General features: G+C 63.4%; 16 protein-coding genes. 4 read left to right on the forward strand and 12 right to left on the reverse strand.

Translation table 11 applies throughout. The annotated features are described in order from the left end of the window. The 12 genes from IT350_19345 to lon all read right to left on the reverse strand — a co-directional run. The coding region (locus IT350_19345) for an NADH-quinone oxidoreductase subunit N (protein ID MCC6160216.1) at positions 1-1,102 on the reverse strand (1,102 nt) is incomplete at its 3' end. A gap of 19 nt (positions 1,103-1,121) precedes the next feature. Further along, a complete protein-coding gene (locus IT350_19350; protein MCC6160217.1) occupies positions 1,122-2,777 on the reverse strand; it encodes an NADH-quinone oxidoreductase subunit M in 1,656 nt (551 codons plus the stop codon). Between the two features lie 73 nt (positions 2,778-2,850). After that, positions 2,851-5,094, reverse strand: coding sequence for an NADH-quinone oxidoreductase subunit L (gene nuoL / locus IT350_19355; GenBank protein ID MCC6160218.1), 2,244 nt, complete (start codon positions 5,092-5,094; stop codon positions 2,851-2,853). A gap of 3 nt (positions 5,095-5,097) precedes the next feature. After that, entirely contained in the window at positions 5,098-5,406 is a 309-nt protein-coding gene (nuoK, locus tag IT350_19360) for an NADH-quinone oxidoreductase subunit NuoK (protein ID MCC6160219.1), read from the reverse strand. After that, on the reverse strand, positions 5,403-5,942 hold the full coding sequence (locus IT350_19365) for an NADH-quinone oxidoreductase subunit J (protein ID MCC6160220.1): 540 nt from the start codon (positions 5,940-5,942) through the stop codon (positions 5,403-5,405). The genes nuoK and IT350_19365 overlap by 4 nt, the downstream gene beginning before the upstream one ends. Then, entirely contained in the window at positions 5,942-6,619 is a 678-nt protein-coding gene (locus IT350_19370) for a 4Fe-4S dicluster domain-containing protein (GenBank protein MCC6160221.1), read from the reverse strand. The genes IT350_19365 and IT350_19370 overlap by 1 nt, the downstream gene beginning before the upstream one ends. Positions 6,620-6,635: 16 nt before the next feature. After that, positions 6,636-7,907 carry an NADH-quinone oxidoreductase subunit NuoH gene (gene nuoH, locus IT350_19375; GenBank protein ID MCC6160222.1) on the reverse strand — a complete coding sequence of 424 codons (1,272 nt, stop codon included), beginning with the start codon at positions 7,905-7,907 and terminating at the stop codon, positions 6,636-6,638. Beyond that, positions 7,904-9,562: an NADH-quinone oxidoreductase subunit D gene (locus IT350_19380; protein ID MCC6160223.1), complete on the reverse strand. Its 1,659-nt coding sequence runs from the start codon at positions 9,560-9,562 to the stop codon at positions 7,904-7,906. The genes nuoH and IT350_19380 overlap by 4 nt, the downstream gene beginning before the upstream one ends. Before the next feature lie 7 nt (positions 9,563-9,569). Continuing rightward, a complete protein-coding gene (locus IT350_19385; protein ID MCC6160224.1) occupies positions 9,570-10,040 on the reverse strand; it encodes an NADH-quinone oxidoreductase subunit B in 471 nt (156 codons plus the stop codon). An 80-nt stretch (positions 10,041-10,120) separates the two neighbouring features. Beyond that, on the reverse strand, positions 10,121-10,522 hold the full coding sequence (locus tag IT350_19390) for an NADH-quinone oxidoreductase subunit A (protein ID MCC6160225.1): 402 nt from the start codon (positions 10,520-10,522) through the stop codon (positions 10,121-10,123). A 292-nt stretch (positions 10,523-10,814) separates the two neighbouring features. Further along, positions 10,815-11,513 (reverse strand): hypothetical protein, encoded by a 699-nt coding sequence (locus IT350_19395; GenBank protein ID MCC6160226.1) that lies wholly within the window; start codon positions 11,511-11,513, stop codon positions 10,815-10,817. A gap of 189 nt (positions 11,514-11,702) precedes the next feature. Then, positions 11,703-14,051 (reverse strand): endopeptidase La, encoded by a 2,349-nt coding sequence (lon, locus tag IT350_19400; protein ID MCC6160227.1) that lies wholly within the window; start codon positions 14,049-14,051, stop codon positions 11,703-11,705. A gap of 260 nt (positions 14,052-14,311) precedes the next feature. On the opposite strand from lon, the gene IT350_19405 reads away from it, so the two are divergent. From IT350_19405 to IT350_19420, 4 genes are all read left to right on the forward strand, one after another. Beyond that, a complete protein-coding gene (locus IT350_19405; protein ID MCC6160228.1) occupies positions 14,312-15,289 on the forward strand; it encodes a fatty acid desaturase in 978 nt (325 codons plus the stop codon). A gap of 40 nt (positions 15,290-15,329) precedes the next feature. After that, positions 15,330-17,108, forward strand: coding sequence for a hypothetical protein (locus IT350_19410; protein ID MCC6160229.1), 1,779 nt, complete (start codon positions 15,330-15,332; stop codon positions 17,106-17,108). A gap of 138 nt (positions 17,109-17,246) precedes the next feature. Beyond that, entirely contained in the window at positions 17,247-17,432 is a 186-nt protein-coding gene (locus tag IT350_19415) for a hypothetical protein (protein MCC6160230.1), read from the forward strand. An 82-nt stretch (positions 17,433-17,514) separates the two neighbouring features. Further along, positions 17,515-18,432, forward strand: a complete 918-nt coding sequence (locus IT350_19420) for a hypothetical protein (protein MCC6160231.1) — start codon at positions 17,515-17,517, stop codon at positions 18,430-18,432. Positions 18,433-18,461: the final 29 nt, after the last annotated feature.

Consider the following 18,461-nt stretch of genomic DNA (forward strand, 5'->3'; position numbering starts at 1 on the left):
CGCCGATGGTCTCGTATCCCGTCACATGCCGGACCGCGAGCACCGCGCCGAACGCGCCGAGGTTCATCGCGAGATAGATCGCGAGATAGAGCATCACCGCGCGGATCGACTCGGGCGACGCGACCGCCACGCCCATGAGCAGGTATCCCGCGTGGGCGATGCTGGAATACGCGAGCAGACGCTTGACGTTGTCCTGCGCGATGGCGACGACGTTTCCGAGCGTCATCGTCGCGATGGCGAGCACACCGACGACGAGCGCCCACGGGAAATGCCGGGCCGCGATTCCGAACATCTCGGGCGTGGGAAACGCGACGGTGAGAAATCGAATGAGCGCGGCGAGACCGGCGGCCTTGGGGCCGACCGAGAGAAACGCGACAAACGGCGTCGGCGCTCCTTCGTAAACATCGGGGCACCACATGTGGAACGGCACGGCGGCGACCTTGTATCCGAAACCCGCGAGCGAGAAGATCGCCGCCGCCGCGACGGTCAAGCTCGTGCCGAATTCGGTCGAGGACACCGGCAGGATGCCGCCGATCGCCGCGAGGTCGAGCGAACCGGTCAGGCCATAGATGAGCGAGAAACCGTAGAGCATCAGGCCCGACGCGCCCGCGCCGTAGATGACGTATTTGAGCGCCGCCTCGCTCGATCGCCGGTCGCCGCGCCGAAACCCCGCGAGGATGTAGGACGGGATCGAGACGAGTTCGATGGCCAGATAGATCATGAGCAGGTTGCGCGCCGAAGCGAGAAACGCGAGACCCAACGTGAGGCACAGGAGCAGCAGCAGGTATTCGCCCAGCCGCGACTCGGGAATCTCGTCGGACGACGCGCCGAGCCAGACACCGTAAAGCGCGACGACGAGGAAGAAACCGCGGAAAAACGCAGCGAAGCCGTCGAGGGCGAGCATGCCCGAAAACGCCGTGCCCGTGTCGCCGCCCCTCGCAACGAGGGCAATCAGCGCACCGGCGACGGCGGCCAGGGCGGTCGCGGCCAGCACGCCACGGCGCGACGAAGCGGTCTTCCAGAGAAGATCGACCGCGAGCACGGCGGCAATGCCGAGCATCAGGACGAGTTCGGGGGCAATCCGGGCGAGATCGGCGGTCATCGGCGCTCTCCCGCCCGCGTTACATCGACGTCTTCACGACGGCGACGAGTTGATGAAGCGTGGCGTTGACGAGGTTGAATACCGGCGCGGGCCAGAATCCCAGCAGCACCGTGACCGCGGCCAGCGGATAGAGCGTCAGCCGCTCGCGCCAGTTTACGTCCCACAGGTGCGCCCATTTCTCGTTGAACGCACCGAGGAACATGCGCTGCATCGTCCACAGATAGTAACCCGCCGTGATGACGACCGCGGGAACCGCGCACACGATGAACCAGCGGAAGATCGGGTCCGCCGCGCCGAATCCGCCGAGGAATACCAGCACCTCGCCGATGAATCCGGCCAGCCCCGGCAGGCCGAGCGACGCCATGAACGCGAGGCCCGTGAGCGCGGTGTACTCGGGCAATTTTGCGGCGAGGCCGCCGAAGCCCTCGATCTCGCGGGTGTGCGCGCGATCGTAAACGACGCCGGCGAGGAGGAAGAGCATCGGCGAGATCACGCCGTGCGAGACCATCTGGAACACGCTGCCCGAGATGCCCTGCGGCGTCAGCGAGGCCATGCCGAGCAGACAGAAGCCCATGTGGCTGACGGACGAGTACGCGATGAGCTTCTTGAGGTCCTTTTGCGCGAGGCACACGAACGCGCCGTAGATGATGTTGATGACGCCGAACACCGCGATGATCGCCGCCGCGCTCACCATCACGCCGGGAAGCATCTGCATGTTGAAACGCAGGATGCCGTACATGCCCGTCTTGAGCAGGATGCCCGCGAGGATGACGGAGATCGGCGTGGGCGCATCGACGTGCGCGTCGGGAAGCCACGTGTGGAACGGGAACATCGGGACCTTGATGGAGAACCCGATGAAAAGCGCCGCGAAGACGATGGTCGGGAACGCAACGCCGAGAATCGGCGCGGCCGACGCGAAGGTGCCGTCGCGGCCCATGCGGATGAGTTCGACGATGTTGAAGGTGTGCGCGGTCGTCGTTCCGTCCACCAGGCGCGACGGTCCCGAGTTGTAGTAGATCGCGATGAGCGCGAGCAGCATCAACACAGACCCGGCGAGCGTGTACAGGAAGAACTTGATCGCCGCGTAGGGGCCGCCGCGCACACGCCCATCGCCTTCGGTGCGCGTGGGCGCGCCCCAGATGCCGATCAGGAAGTACATGGGCAGGAGCATGATTTCCCAGAAGACGTAGAACAGGAAAAAGTCCTGCGCACAGAAGGTGCCGAGCACGCCGGTTTCGAGTAGAAGAAACAGGATCATGAAACCCGGCACGCGCTTTTTCGAGAAGTGCGGGTGATGCGCGTCGTCGAGGCGACCCCACCACGGCAGCGACGCGATCATCGCCGCGAGAAACACGAAGACGGTGAGCAGGACCATCGAGATCGACAGGCCGTCCACACCGACAAAGTATTCGATGTTGAAATCGCGGATCCACACCACGCGGTGAACGAACTGGAGAGCCGTGTTCGCCCCGTCGAAGGCGCGCCAGAGCACGACGGCGAGCAGCGTCTCGACGAGACTTGCCGCGAGCGCGATCATCCGCGCCGCGTCATCCACGCACTCGCGTGAAATGCGCAGCGACCCGCCGAGCGCCCACACGGCGATGATCGCACCGATACCGATCACGGGCACGAAAATGATCCACGAAAGCAGTGTGCTTGTCGTTGTGTAGTCCATCTTCACCCCTGCCGGCGCATCGCGCCGGGTACGCACGAGCGGGCGAACGCGCCAAGGCGCGCCGCGCCGCCGATCACCAAGGAAGTACGAACACCAAAACCACCAGCGCCAGTGCGCCGGCGACCATTCCATAGAGATATGTCTGAATCCGTCCCGTCTGGATGCGGCGCAGATCGCGCCCGGCGCGCAGCACCGCTTCGCCGATGAGGTTGACGAGGCCGTCCACGAAGACGCAGTCGATCCAGCCCTGCAACTGCCCGAAGACGCGACCGATCGCTCCGCACAGGTTCACGATCGCGTCGACCACGTACCGGTCGAACCACGAAAGCCCGGACGCCGTTCGGAGCGTATTGTCGATGAAAACCTTTTGATACAGCTCGTCCACGCGGTACTTGTCGAAGATCAGGCTGTGCATGGTACGCACGAGCGCGTTGGGGCTCGCCAACAGTTTCGCCGGAATCGGATTCGTGTTGTTGCGATAAAGCCATCGCGCGAAACCGAAGCCCGTGAACGCGACAACCACGGAGAAGGCCATGAGAGCCCACTCCCACGTCACCCCCTTTTCCGCCCAGCGAAGGCTCTCGGCGGTGCGGGCAAAGACCGGCTCCAACCAGTGCTCAAACAGATTCGGCAGATTCCACAGGTGCGGCAACCCGATGAAGCCGCCCGCGACCGCGAAGAACGCCAGCACCGCGAGCACGCCGGTCATCGTTGCGGGGGATTCGTGCGGAACACTGCCATGATGACCGTGATCGTCATGTCCGTGTTCGCCGTGCGAGTGCGCCGCGCCGCGATACGCACCGCTGAAGGTCATGTAGTACGAGCGGAACATGTAGAACGACGTGCACAGCGCCGCGCTCGCCGCGATCACCCACAGCCAGAAACCCTGACTCGCGAAGCCGAGGTTCGCCGTGTCGAACGCCTTCCACAGAATTTCGTCTTTCGAAAAGAACCCTGAAAAGAACGGAAATCCCGCGATGGCGCAGCACGACAGGAAGTAGGTGACCGCCGTGATGGGCATCAGCGCACGCAGGCCGCCCATGCGGCGCATGTCCTGCTCGTGATGGCAGCCCAGAATCACGCTGCCCGACCCGAGGAAGAGACAGGCTTTGAAAAAGGCGTGCGTGACAAGGTGGAAGATGCCGACCCAGTACGCACCCACGCCGACCGCCACGAACATGAACCCGAGCTGGCTCACGGTCGAATAGGCGAGCACCTTTTTGATGTCGTATTGGAACAGGCCGATGGTCGCCGCGAAGAGCGCCGTCGCCGCACCGACCGTGGCGACGACGGTCATCGCCGTGGTGCTGAGCGCGAAGAGGAAATTGAGCCGCGCGACCAGATACACGCCCGCGGTCACCATCGTCGCCGCGTGAATCAGCGCCGAGACCGGCGTGGGCCCCGCCATGGCGTCGGGCAGCCAGACGTATAAAGGAATCTGCGCGCTCTTTCCCGTCGCGCCCAAAAAGAGCAGCAGGCATGCGAGCGTGGCGATGCTCATCCCCCACCACCGCTGGCCCGTGAACGCATCCCGCCGTTCGGGGTTGTGCAGAATGCGCTCGACCTCGCGGAATTTCACCGAGGTGGCGGGCAGTGCTTCCACCTGACCGGACTCGTGCGCGCCGGCGTGCTCGGCAATCGCCGCCGTTTCTCCGAGGGCCGTTTCGACTGCCGGAACCGGCTCGAGCTTCGGCGCGGACCAGGTTCCGGCGAGTCCCCAGAACACGAGAAACAGGCCGAGCGTAAAGCCCGCATCGCCGATGCGGTTCACGACGAACGCCTTCATGCCCGCCTGCGCCTTTTCGACGTCGCGATACCAGAAGCTGATGAGCAGGTACGAACACAGGCCCACGCCTTCCCACCCGACGAACATCAGCAGGAAGTTGTCGGCGAGCACGAGCGTGAGCATCGAGAACATGAAGAGGTTGAGATACGCGAAGAAGCGCCAGTAGCCCGGATCGCCCTTCATGTAGCCGATCGAATAAACGTGGATGAGGCTCCCCACGAACGTGACGACAAGCACCATCACGGCGGATAGCGGGTCCATGAGGAGCGCGAGATCGACATCGAGATCGCCGATCGGCATCCACGCCCAGAGCTTGACGTAAAGCGCGCCGCCGTGGCCGAGTCCGGCGAGTTTCACGAAGCCGACGGCCGCGATAACGAACGACAGCCACGGCAGGATCACCGTCGGCCAATGAATGACGCCCTCGCCAAACCGCCGGTGCAGACGAAGCCCGAACGCGCCCGCGTAGATCGCGCCGAAGAGCGGAAAGATCGGGATCAACGCAAGGAGGGGAAAATCGCCGAGATGCATCGCCTATTCCTTCATCCCGGCGCTCGCCGTGGCGTCGACGGTGCGGAACGCGCGATAGAGCTGGAGCATGATGGCGAGCGCCACCACCGCCTCCGACGCCGCGAGGACGATCCCGAAAATCGCGAAGACCTGCCCGTCGGTGGTCTTCGGCATGAACGCGGAGAATGCGACGAGGTTGACGATGCCCGCGTTGAGCACGAGTTCGACGCCCATGAGAATCGACACGGCGTTCTTGCGCGTGGCGATCGTGAACAAGCCCAGCGCCAGCAGCACCGCCGAGACGATCAGGTAGTGCGTGAGACCGATCGTCATTTGCGGATCCAATCCACCGCCGAGGTCGTGTCGTCGGTTTTCTTTTCGCTCTTCGCCAACGTCACCGCGCCCAGCAGCGCCGCGAAGAGAAGGATCGAAATGACCTCGAAGGGGAGTACGTACGGCCCGAGCAGCGCGTCGCCGATCGCGGCGGTCGTGTGCGTCGGCGTCGCCGGCGACGCACCCGGCCACGGCGTGCGCAGCGCGGCTGTCACCAGCAACACCGTGACGCCGACCATCATGACGATGCCGGGCACGAGGCCCATCGACGGGTTTGACGCGCCGACCTCGCCGATGCGCGACGTGAGCATGACGGCGAAGAGGATCACGATGAGGATACCGCCGACGTAGACGAGCATCTGCGTGACGGCGACGAAGTCGGCCGAGAGCGTGGCGTATAGCCCCGCGACACCGAGAAACGTGGCGAGCAGGGCGAAGGCGCTGCGCACGATGTTGTGCGAGAACGCAACGACGACCGCTCCGCCGAGTGTGAGCGCGACGAGCAGCAGAAAGACGATCGCGCCGATGCCGGTGATCACGACGCGTCCTCCTCGGACTTCGCTTCGGCCTCTCCCGCGACCTTTCCCGCCTCCGCCGGGAGCGCCTCGGGCTCCGGCTCCGGTTCCGGCGCGCGGCCCGACCAGCGGTGGCCGTCGTGCGTCGGGGGTGCCACCTCGGCGAGGGCGGCGCCCTGCGGGCGGCGCGGGATGGGATTCCCCTTCCCTTTCGCGACCGGCACCGGCGTTTTCACATAACGAAGCACGAGCCGATCGGGCGATGACGCGACCGCCTCGAACTCCGTCGTGTGACGAAGCGAATCGAACGCGCACGCCTCGGAACAGAGCCCGCAATACATGCACCGCCCGATGTCGATGTCGAATCGCATGATTTCGCGAACGCCCGTCTCCGGATTTTTCTCGAGCTGAATATCCAATACGTTGATGGGGCAGGTCTTCGCGCAGAGCATGCACCCGCTGCACCGCGCGAGATCGACTTCGAGGATGCCGCGATAGTTGTCGGGCAGCGAATCTTGAATCGGCTGCGGGATCTTGTCCGGATACTGGATCGTGATCGGTCGGCGGAAGAGCCAACTGGACGTGACCGCGAGCCCCTCGAATGTGGACGTGATCGCCCGCCGGATGTTCGAGAAATACCCGGTCGGGCGCTTCGTCAAAGGCGTGGAGCCTTCGGATTTCGCCTGTTCCATCGTCATGAGCACGTCGCCTCGCTCACGGTAACCGGTACGGGGGATACCACAGTTCCTTGCCTTCCATCTTCTCGTAGGATTCTCTGTCCACGAGATAATTCCGGCGGACCTTTCGCGCGTAGGCGACGAGGATCGCCGCGACGAGCAACGTCATACCCGCCCGCAGCGCCCAGTCGACCGCACCACCCTCAGGCACCGTCGCCATCAGGATCAGCACGCCGAACATCGAAACGACCGAGAGCGGTACGAGGTACTTCCAGCACGTCATCATGAGTTGATCGACGCGCAGCCGGGGAAGCGTCCAACGCAGTTGAACGACGATGAAGACGAGCGTGGACGCCTTCGCCGCGAAAACGACGAACGAGAGAAGCTGCCAGGCCGCGAACGCGAGTCCGTCGGCCGCGGCGATCCGCGCCGGCGACACGCCGGGGATCTGCCATCCGCCGAGAAAGCATACGGTGGCGACCGCGCTCATGATCCACAGGTTCGCCCACTCGGCGAACAGGAAGAACAGAAATCGCATGCCGGAGTATTCGACGTTGTATCCCGCGACGATTTCGCTTTCCGCCTCGGGCAGGTCGAAGGGCGTGCGGTTCCCCTCGGCGATGGCCGACGTGAAGTAGAGGAAAAACGCGGCGAACAGGAACGGATTGCGCAGCAGGAACCACTGCCACGGCCAGCCGCCCTGCGCCGAGACGATTCCCTGCATCGAGAGCGTTCCGGCGACGAGAATCACCGCCATGAGCGAAAACGCCGACGGGATTTCGTACGACACGAGCTGCGCCGATGCGCGCACGCCGCCGAACAGCGCCCATTTCGAATTCGACGCCCACCCGGCCATGAGCAGGCCGACGACCACGAGAGACGTGATCGCGAGCAGGTAGAGCACGCCGACGTTGAGATCCGCGGCGATGAGGTGCGTGCCGAATGGCAGGATGACGAACGCGCCGAACATGCCCGCGAAGACGAAGTACGGAGCGATGCGATAGAGCACGCGGTCCGCGCCCTCCGGAATCAGGTCTTCCTTGAGGAAGCATTTGATGCCGTCGGCGAGCCACTGGAGCGAGCCCTGCGGACCAACGCGGTTCGGTCCGATGCGCGACATGATGCGCCCCGCGATGCGCCGCTCCAGCCAGCTCAACGGTCCCGCGAAGAGCGCGACGAAGGTCACGGAGAGGATCGCCGCGACCAGGATGAAGCCGAGGTCCACGGTCCACCGATGCGCCCACGTCGCGGGATCGAGCCCGAGCACGCCCGCGATGAACCGGTCGGACGCGATGCGCAGCACGTTCATCGGTCCACCTCCGGCGCCACGATGTCGAGCGACCCGATCAGCGCCACGAGATCGGCGATCATGAGTCCGGGCGAGAGCGACTCGACGATCGACATCGCCGTAAACGAGCCCGTGCGGATCTTCATGCGGTACGGTTTGTCGGTGCCGTCGGAAACGACGTAGTTGCCCAGTTCGCCCCGTGCGCCCTCGACCCGCGTGTAGATTTCATTCGCCGCGGGTTTGAGCGCGCGCGTCTTGGTCAGCGTCTCCCCCTCGGGTATTGACGCGCATGCCTGACGCAGGATCTTCACGCTCTCGCGCATTTCGAGTATGCGGCAGTAGAACCGGTCGAAGCTGTCGCCGACCGTCCCCTCGAAGCCGCGCCCGACCACCACGTCGAAATCGAATTGCGAATAGATCGAGTACGGCTCGTCGCGGCGGATGTCGAAATCGACGCCGCTCGCGCGCAGGTTCGGGCCCGCGAGGGCATAAGCGATCGCATGGTCGCGCGAAATCACCGCCACGTTCACAAGACGCTTCATGAAAATCTCGTTCGTCGTGATGAGGCGGTTGAATTCGTCGATCATGATCTCGAAGTGATCGAGCCAACGCAGGATGGTGTCGATGATCGCCGCGTCGATGTCGCGCGACACGCCGCCGAAACGCAGATAGTTGTAGGTCAGGCGCGCGCCGCAGATGCGCTCCATGATGTCGTTGATCTTCTCGCGTTCGCGGATCCAGTGGACGAAGGGCGTGAACGCGCCGAGGTCCATCGCGATCGTGCCGGTGGCGATCAGGTGGCTCGCGATGCGGTTGAGTTCCGACGCGATGACGCGACAGGATTCGCCGCGCGGCGGGACCTCGACCCCCGCGAGCTTTTCGACCGCGAGCGCCCACGCGTGGTTGCCGAAGATCGCGCCGAGATAATCGATGCGGTCGGTGTACGGCATCGTGCCCAGATACGCGTTCATCTCGGCGAGCTTCTCGATGCCCCGATGCAGATAGCCCACGTCGGGGATCACCCGTCGCAGAATCTCGCCGTCGGTTTCGAGCAGGAAGTTGAGCACGCCGTGCGTGGCGGGGTGGTGCGGCCCCATGTTGAGGCGCATGAACCCGACCACTTCGTCGGTCTTCTGCACGTGCATGGCGGGCTGGACGGTCGGGTGGTTCGCCGTCTGTTCGCGGGTGACCGTTTCGCCCACGTCCCGTGACGTCGGAATGCCGTGATAGACCTCGGGGCGTACATAGTTCTTGCGCAGCGGATGGCCGACCCAATCCTCGGGCATGAAGAGCCGTTTGGGATTCGGGTGACCCGTGAATTCGACGCCGAGCAGGTCGAGGATCTCCCGCTCATGCCATTCGGCCGCCGGCCAGATCGCGTGAACCGAGTCGGCGACAGGCCGATCGTGATCGAGCCGAACCTTGACCGTCAGGCCGTGCCGCGCGTCCATCGAGTACAGGTGATAGACCATTTCGAACGCGTCTTTTCGATCCACGCCGGTCAAGTTTCGCAGCGTGTCGAAACGCAGTTCCGGTTCGTCGCGCAAAAACGTCGCCGCGCGCGCCAGTTGCCCGACGGGAATCTCGACGAATGGGTCGAGCGTTTCCGTCCTCAGGACCGCTGTTTGCGGGCCGAAGGCGGCGTCCAGACGTTCGAGGATTTCCGGGGGATTCATGACGACGTCACGCCCCGCGCATCTTGTCGGCCCAATGCTCGGACTTCATTTTCGCCTGCAAATGAATGATGGCGTCGGTGAGCGCCTCGGGACGCGGCGGGCATCCGGGAATGTACAGATCGACGGGGACGATCTTGTCCGCGCCGCAAACGACCGAATAGGACCGCTGGAAGAGTCCACCGCAGTTGGCGCAGCTTCCCATTGCGATGACGTATTTCGGGTCGGCCATTTGCGCCCAGAGCAACCGGACGCGGTCGGCCATTTTGTAGGTCAGCGTGCCGGCGACGATCAGCAGGTCCGACTGGCGGGGGCTTGCCCGGAACACCGCACCGAAGCGGTCGAGGTCCGTCCGCGGCCCGCCGGTCTGCATCAGTTCAATGCCGCAGCACGCCGTGGCGAACAGCAGGTACCAGATCGACGACTTGCGGAACCAGTTGACCGCGTCGTCGAGACGCGTGGCGATCGCGCCGGGCATCATCGTGGCGTTGATGAAGCCACCCTCGCCGGCGTCGGCTTCGCCGGTCGCGACCGTCGGTTCGATGTTCGGGGACTCATCGGTCATCCATGATCCTCCGGCGATTGGATTTCGCGAACCCAATCGAGATGCCCCTTCGCCCAAACGAAAACGAGAGCCGCGATCAGCACGGCGAGAAAGAGCGTGACTTCGACGATCGCGGTGAACGCACGGCCTTCCTCGATCCATCGACGCACGACGGCGGCGACGGGGAACGTGAGCGCAATTTCCACATCGAAGACGATGAAGACGAGCGCCATGACGTAAAAGCGCGGATTGAAGTTGAACCACGCGCCGCCGATGGGCCGCTCGCCGCATTCGTACACGAGGGATTTTTGCGCGTCGGGCAGGTTCGGTCGGACGAAGCGTCCGACGAACAGCGCGCCGAACACGAAAAGAACAGCGACGACGAGGAAGACCAAAACGGTCGCGAACTCGAAAAGCACGAAACACGCCCCATTCAAAACACCGATCGGTCTCGAGAGACCGACCGGTTTGGGAAAAAACGTCCCAAGCAGTGTTCGCAGTTTCCACCGGATGCCGGTTTTTCGACGTGACCAACATCACGGATTTGGATTTTCTCAGGTTAGATTACTCACAATAAAAGATCAAGATGTCCATTTCGTGCTATGAACCGACGGTTCACCTTCCCTGAGGATGCGGCGATCCGACCCGAAAACGAACGCCCCGGCAGGGCCTGGACCCACCGGGGCGTCGCGAATGTTTCGCGTTCGTGTTTTACGGCGTTCCGGGTGCGCCGGGCATGCCGCCTTCCGGCGCGCCCGGGCCGCCCGGCATCATCGGCATGGCGGGCGGCGGAGCGGAGAGCGATTCGTTGTACTTGACCTCGGCCCCCGCACGAAGCCCGGTCACGAACTTTTCGATCTGCTCCTGCTCGCTCGACCGCGAAAGATGTTCGCGGATCTGATCCTTCACCTGATCGAAGTTCGAGTTCGCGAGTTCGGGTCGCTCATCGAAGAACTTCTTGACCGCCGCATCGTCGGGCGGCGGCAGCTTGGGCTGCGACGCGATGTGGTTCTTCACATACTCGGCGTAGATCAGGTGCTTGGAGAGTTCACGGACCTTCTCCTGGATCTCCGGCTTGTTCGCGAATCCGTCGCTGTTCGCCTTGGCATACACGAGTTCGACCGCGACGAGATTGTCCACGAGAGTCTTACGTCCCTCGGGCGACGCGAGCTGCGCGACCATGAACGGCGGCATCTGCGCAATCATCTCGTCAACGCGCTTGTTCGAAATCGGCTTGCCGTTCACCCACGCGGCGATCTCGCTGTCGGGCAATTTCTCGTCGGACGCGGAAGCCGCGGGCGCTGAGTCCGAAGCCCCGGGCGCGCCGGGGGCCGTGGGCTGGCAACCCGCCGCCAGCAGGAACGAAGACAGAACGAATCCCCACGCCATCAATGCGACCAGACGTTTCATCACGGAATCCTTGGGCTGGTGTTGCGCCGCCGACCGCTGTTGCGCCGTCGAAAGGCGCGTCAACCTATCCGCAATCCTTCGCCGTGTCAAAGAGGATTCGTTGAGGAATTCGTGCGTGGGAAACCATCGAAAACGACAACGGGCCTCGCGACGAATTCGCCGCGAGGCCCGGGATTTCCGGCCGGTTGGTCAGTGCGCCGCGGTCGGCGGCACGGGCGCCTCGAGCGCCGTGCTCAGCGCATCCTCGATGTTGCTGATGAAGTGGAACTCGAGCCCCTCGCGCAGGTTCTCGGCCACCTCCACCAGATCTTTGCGATTCTTCTCGGGCAGCAGGATGCGTTTGATGCCGGCGCGCTTGGCGGCGAGGATCTTTTCCTTGATGCCGCCGACCTGCAGGACCTGTCCGCGCAGCGTCACCTCGCCGGTCATGGCCACGTCGGGGCTGACCTTGCGTCCGGTCAGCAGCGAGGCGAGCGCCGCCACCAGCGTGATGCCCGCCGAGGGACCGTCCTTGGGGATGGCGCCGCTCGGGATATGAATGTGCAGGTCGACCTTCTCGAAGATCTCCGGGTCGATGTCGAACTCCGTGGCCTTGCTACGGATATACGACAACGCGGCCCGTGCGGATTCCTGCATCACCTCACCGAGCTTTCCGGTCAGGATCAGATTGCCCTTGCCGCGCATCATCGTCGTCTCGATGAAGAGGATGTCGCCGCCGGCCGGCGTCCAGGCCATCCCCGTTGCGACGCCCGCCTGACTGGTGCGCTCCGCCACTTCCTGAAAATACTGCTCCGGTCCCAGGAATTCCTCGACCAATTCGACCCCGACCACGATCCGCTCGGCGTCGCCGCCCGCGATCGTGCGCGCCGCCGCCCGGCAGATGCCCGCGATATTTCGCTTGAGCTGCCGGACTCCGGCCTCGCGCGTGTAGTGATCGACGATCATCCCGAGACCTTCGTCCGTGATCTCGAGCTGCTCGGGCTTGATGCCATGATTGTCGAGCTCTTCCTTGATGAGATGCGAGCGCGCGATGATCATCTTCTCCTGGCTCGTGTAGCCGGGGATCTCGATGATCTCGAGGCGGTCACGCAGGGCGATGGGGATCGTGTCGGCGCGGTTCGCGGTGCCGATGAACAGTACCTGGGACAGGTCGTAGGGGATCTGCATGTAGTTGTCGGAGAAGGTGTTGTTCTGCTCGGGGTCGAGCACTTCGAGCAGCGCCGACGACGGATCACCGCGAAAATCGGCGCCCAGCTTGTCGAGCTCGTCGAGCACGAACACGGGGTTTCGCACGCCGACTTTTTTCAATCCCTGCAGGATGCGGCCCGGCATCGAACCGATGTACGTGCGTCGGTGGCCGCGAATCTCGGCTTCGTCGTGCAGACCGCCGAGGCTCATGCGATAGAACTTGCGTCCCATGGCCTTGGCGATACTGGCGCCCAGCGACGTCTTGCCGACGCCCGGAGGGCCGACCAGGCACAGGATCGGGCCCTTGATCTCGGGCTTGAGCTTGCGCACGGCGAGGAATTCCAGAATGCGCTTCTTGACCTTCTCGAGACCGTAGGAATCCTCGTCGAGGATTTCCTGCGCCAGTTGAATCTCGATCTTGTCCTCGGTGGTTTTGCTCCACGGCAAATCGAGGATCCATTCCAGATACGTCAGCGACACCGTGTGCTCGGGGCTCGACGGCGGAATGCGCTGGAGACGTTTGATCTCGCGGTCCGCGGCCTCCTTGGCTTCCGTCGGCAGATTCGCGTCCTCGACGCGCTTTTTGAGTTCGTCGACGTCGCTCTCCGGGCTGTCGTCGTCGCCCAGCTCCTTGCGGATCGCGTCCATCTGCTTGCGCAGGTAGTATTCCTTCTGGTTTTTGTCGAGCTCCGTGCGGATCTCGTCGTCGATGCGCTTCTTGACCTTGATGAGCTCGAGCTCGTTGTGCAGCAGGCGTCCCACGCGCCGGCACCGGGCCTTGATGTCCATCGTCTGGAGAATCGTGATCTTCTCCTCGATGGGCACGTTCATGTTCGCCGCGATCAGGTCGCACAGCGGCCCGATGTCCTGGATCTCGGTGACGAACTGCTTGGCCTCGGCGGGGATATTCGGACTGTTCTGGATGACTTCGAGCGCGAGTTCCTTCGTCTTCTTCGAAAGCGCTTCGATCTCGGCGTCATCGGCCTTCTGCTCTTCGGGATACTCGACGTCCACGCGCATGTGCGGCGTGATCGAGGTGAACCGAAGCAGCTTCACGCGCGAGATGCCCTGCAGGAGCACCGTCTTGGTGCCCGACTCGCGCTCCTTCATCACCTTCAGAACCTTGGCGAGCGTTCCGTAGGGATGCAGGTCGCTGCCCACGGGCACTTCGACGTCGGGATCGATCTGCGTGAAAATGGCGATGAGACTGTTGTCCTCCATCGCCGCTTCGACTGCGGAGAGCGAGAACTTGCGTCCCACGGCCATCGGCGCGATCGAGTTGGGGAATAGTACCGCGTTGCGAAGGGGAAGAACCGGCAGATTCGTCGGTTGATCGGCATTTCCGAACATCGTCAAAACATCTCTCGCGGACGAAAAAAGACCGGCCGCGACGCTGCTTTCCTACATTAACCACGTTACCCGCCCGTGTCACCATCAAAGTGCGTTTTTTCACGACAAGCATGCGACGGCGCAGGTTTCGGACGCAGTGCGAATAACGCGGGACGCCAAATGGATTTTTTGTGCGAAAAGTGCCTCGCGGACGGCCTCGAGCTGACCGCGATCCTTTACTTCGCCGTGGGCCTTGCCTAACATTCGCCGCCATGAGCACGATGGCCCGAGATCGAACCTGGTTCAAGGTGCAGGACGACGTTCTGGCGCGCATCCGCCAGACGCTTCCGCCCGAGCGCGTCCGCGAGCTTCAAAAGCTTCGCCCGTGGCGGCATTTCCTCACCGTCGCGCGACAATTCACGCAGATGTTCGCGTGCGGATACGTCTGCTGGGTGTCCGAAAATCCGTTCATCTGGGTTCCGGCGGCGGCGCTTCAGGGATTCACGGCGCTGGGTTTCATCATCCTGCTGCACGAGCAGCTTCATAACGTCATCTTCACCAAGCCGCACCCGCGCCTGTCGCGCGCGCTCGCCCTCATCTACTCCTGGCCGAGCGCCATCTCGGCGACGCAGTTCACCCGATGGCACCTGGATCACCACGGCAACCTCGGCCACGAGGTCGACGATCCCAAGCGCGGCAACCTGTCGCCGAAAACGAATGCGCGCTGGTTGAAGGCGCTGTACTTCACGGTCGCACTGGTGGGGATTTACGCCCGCGCCGCCGGGGCCGAGAACAAGCGCTACGACGAGGCGCTGCGCGCGAAGATTCGTCGGGAGCGGATGACCAACTTCGGCCTGCACATCGCGCTCGCCGTGGTCATCGGCCTCGTGGGTGGGTGGTACACGCTCGCGCGGGTCCACCTGATCCCCATGATGGTGTTCTTCCCGATCGCCTTCATCGTCAATCGGCTCGGGCAGCACTACTGGATCGACGAGACGGACCCCGCCAAGTGGGGTACGCGCGTGGACGGAAACCCGATCATCCACTACCTGTTCCTGTGGTCGAACTTCCACATCGAGCACCACTATTATCCGCTCGTCCCGATGTACAATTTGCGCCGCCTGAATCTGGAACTGCGTCCGTTTTTCAACGAGATCGGCTGGCCGAATCGCACCTACCGCGAACTCCTTTGGGGTTGGGTCGTCGAGAATCGCAAGTCCCACACGAACTGGGATGCCGCCCCGACCACGCATGCCTGATTTTTCCGCGACTCGAACACGTTTTCTCGCCGCTGCCGTGATGTCGTTAGTTCTCGCGTTCGTCGCGGCACCGCGTCTCGCGCATGCCGAGTGGTTGTCCGCGGGCGGCGTTAAGGCGGGCGTCGTCATGGCGGGCGCGGCGGAGTTCGACATCACGCCGCGCATCAAGAGCTTCGTCGATCGAAACGGCAACGGCCGGCACGACATGGGCGATCCCACGCAGCCCTTCGACTTGGGCGAACCGGTGCTCGAATTCGAGGATGGACCGATTTACGTCGGCAACGGCTCCGGGCTCGCGACGCACGTACACGGCCCGCTCAAGGTCGGCGCGCTCGTCGTCGAAGACCCCCGCACGGGAGTTCGCATCGCGCTCGTGTCCACCGATCTCTACATGGTGTTGCAAGCCGACACCGACGCGATCCGCAAACTCGTCGGTGCGACCGCGGACATCGACTTCATCCTGCTCGGTTCCACGCACACGCACATGGGTCCCGACACGATCGGTCTCATGGGTCTGTCCGACGTGAAACCCGTCGACTTCCCCAAGATCCTGTGGGGCGAGATGGAGGCGAAGAGCGGCGTCAACCACGTGTGGTTCGACTGGATGATGCGACAGACCGCCCGCGCCATCGAGCAGGCGGCGTTCACAATGATGCCGGCGACCGTCCGCGTATCGCGCACCAAGTTTTCGTTCGGCATGACCGACGAGCGCGAACCGCACATCATCGACGACGATCTCATGACGCTCGCCGTGGACGCCCTCGACGGCAAACCGATCGCCACGGTGGTTCAGGGCACCTGCCACCCCGAGTCCATTCTGCTCAACGGCGATCCGCGCTACACGTTGCTCGAACCGGCGTCCGTCCCCGAGGAAGCGAAGAAGGCATGGGGGCACATCATCACGCCGGGTTTCCCCGGATGGGTTCGCAAGACGATCCGCGACCGGCGCGGGGGCACGCCGTTGTATTTTTCCGGCGCGCTCGGCGGAATGATCACCAACATCACGTCGAAGATCTGGGACCCCGAACAACATCCGGAATACCCGACCACCGCCGACCCGAAGACCGTTCCCGACTCCGTCAAGGTCTCGCCAGACATGCGCTTCGAGGTGATTCAGGGCCGCGAAATGGCGAAAGCCGCCTTGGCGTCGCTCGAAAACGCAAAACCCGCGAGTACGGCGGATGTGTCCTTCGACCGGGAGACGATCCTCGTTCCATTGGAAAACCCGCTGTTTCGCCTGACCGGTGGGCTCGGCATCATGGGCCACACGCCTTCGATGCTCTACGACGACGAGGGCAAACCCGACCCCCGCACGAAACGCGGACTCAAGGGCATGGTTTTCACGGGCGTGGAGATCCCCAAGGGCGCGAACATGAAGACCGAGGTCAGCGTCGTAAACATCGGCCCGGCGCAGTTTCTCGCGATGCCGGGGGAACTGTTTGGCGAACTTTCCGTCGCGCTGCCGGACGACTTCGTCACGAACGAAGAACGATACTTTCCGAAAGACCGGAAGAAGCACGCGCACGGCGAGGCGCTGCGGTTTCAATTCCCGCCGCTGAAAAAACAGGCCACACGGCCCTACCCCTTCATCGTGTGCCTGGCCGGAAACGACCTCGGCTACATCATCCCGGAAGTGGACTTCAAACCGCCGCACGAGATCCCCGTTCCGCCGCTCGCGTTTTGGTGGATCAGTCTCGATGCCAGCGCCAGCGCGCATTACGAGGAATCGATGACCGCCGGCAGCAAACTCGAGGAGCGGATCATCGGCGGACTTACGCGGCTCCTGAACCGCCAGAGGCATTACGATTCGGCGGACTGATCGACGAGGGCGATATTTTGTGATCAACCACGCCAAACCGAATGCCGGCGCTTGCCGGTTTTCGTTCGCGTGGGTACAATTTTTCTATACGGGGGCATAAGGCCCCGATTTGATTTGCAATTCACTTGGAGTCGTGGAATGGCACCCATCCTCATCGGCGTCCTGATCGGATTCCTGCTCGGCGGTATCGCCGGCAACGCAACCTTCGGACCGCATGGCGCGGTCATCGGCTGCATCCTCGGCGGACTCGTCGGCGGCGGCATCATGACAACACTGGTCCGCGCCGCGAAAAAACTTGAAAAGCAGGGCGGCAAGATCGATTGAACGCGCCGGGGCGCGGACGCGCACCCCGAGCGATCGCGTCGCCGCCGTTGCGTCCCGCGGAAAAAATCACAAACATGCCGCCATGCGCAGAGGCTTCGTCTATCTGATTGCGGCGGTCGTCGCACTGGTGTTGCTGTCGATTTGGCTTGGCGACGACTCGTCGCCCCCGTTGCCTCCGCCTCCCTCGCCGCGATTCCACCCCGATGTGGCGCCCGAGCGGGTTTCTTCGGCGATCGCGATCCCCGACGAGCGGGCGAATTCTCCCGCTCCCCAGGAACCCCCGCCCCGCGCAACGCCCGCGCGCCAGTGGGCCAAGTCCGAGTCGTGTTCGCAGGAATTCTACGCCCCGGACGGCGCGCTCCTCGGCACGCGTTACGACGCGGCCTGCGACGGTTCGTGGGATTTCTGCACGAACTACGTTTACGACGGCGTCGGGAATTTGATCCGCGTGGAATCGGATCATGGATGCGACGGCGATATCGAGGAATGCACCCGTTCGACCTTCGACGCGTGGGGCAACGAAACTCGCACGCTCGTCGATCACGGATGCGACAACGACCGCGAGGAGACGCCGGACTGCATGACGCACGAGGTCAATGACGAAGGATTGCCGATCGCCACCACGGTCGACATCGGCTGCGACGGCGTGCCGGACGTTTGCACCCGGCTGACCTACGGCGACAACGCGCAAGTCGTTGCGCAAACCACCGACAAGGGTTGCGACGGCACGGACGACTCGTGCATGAACAAGAGCTACGACGCCGAGGGACGTCTAACCCGTACCACGACCGACGACGCCTGCGACGGAGCGCCGGACATGTGCGTGAACGACGAATTCGGAAAGGACGGCTCGTCCACATCGACCATCTTCAAGGGCGCGTGCGGCGACGAGAGTGCCAAGGTCCACACGATGACCGAAGGCGCTCCGGACGCCGAAGGAGTGGTGCGATCCTCAAACGAATATCCCGCGCCTGTTGGCGAGCCCTCCGGCAAACACTGACGTATTTCAGACGAACTTGACGCGCCCGC

This window comes from Deltaproteobacteria bacterium (genome assembly GCA_020845895.1).
Classification (GTDB): domain Bacteria; phylum Lernaellota; class Lernaellaia; order JACKCT01; family JACKCT01; genus JADLEX01.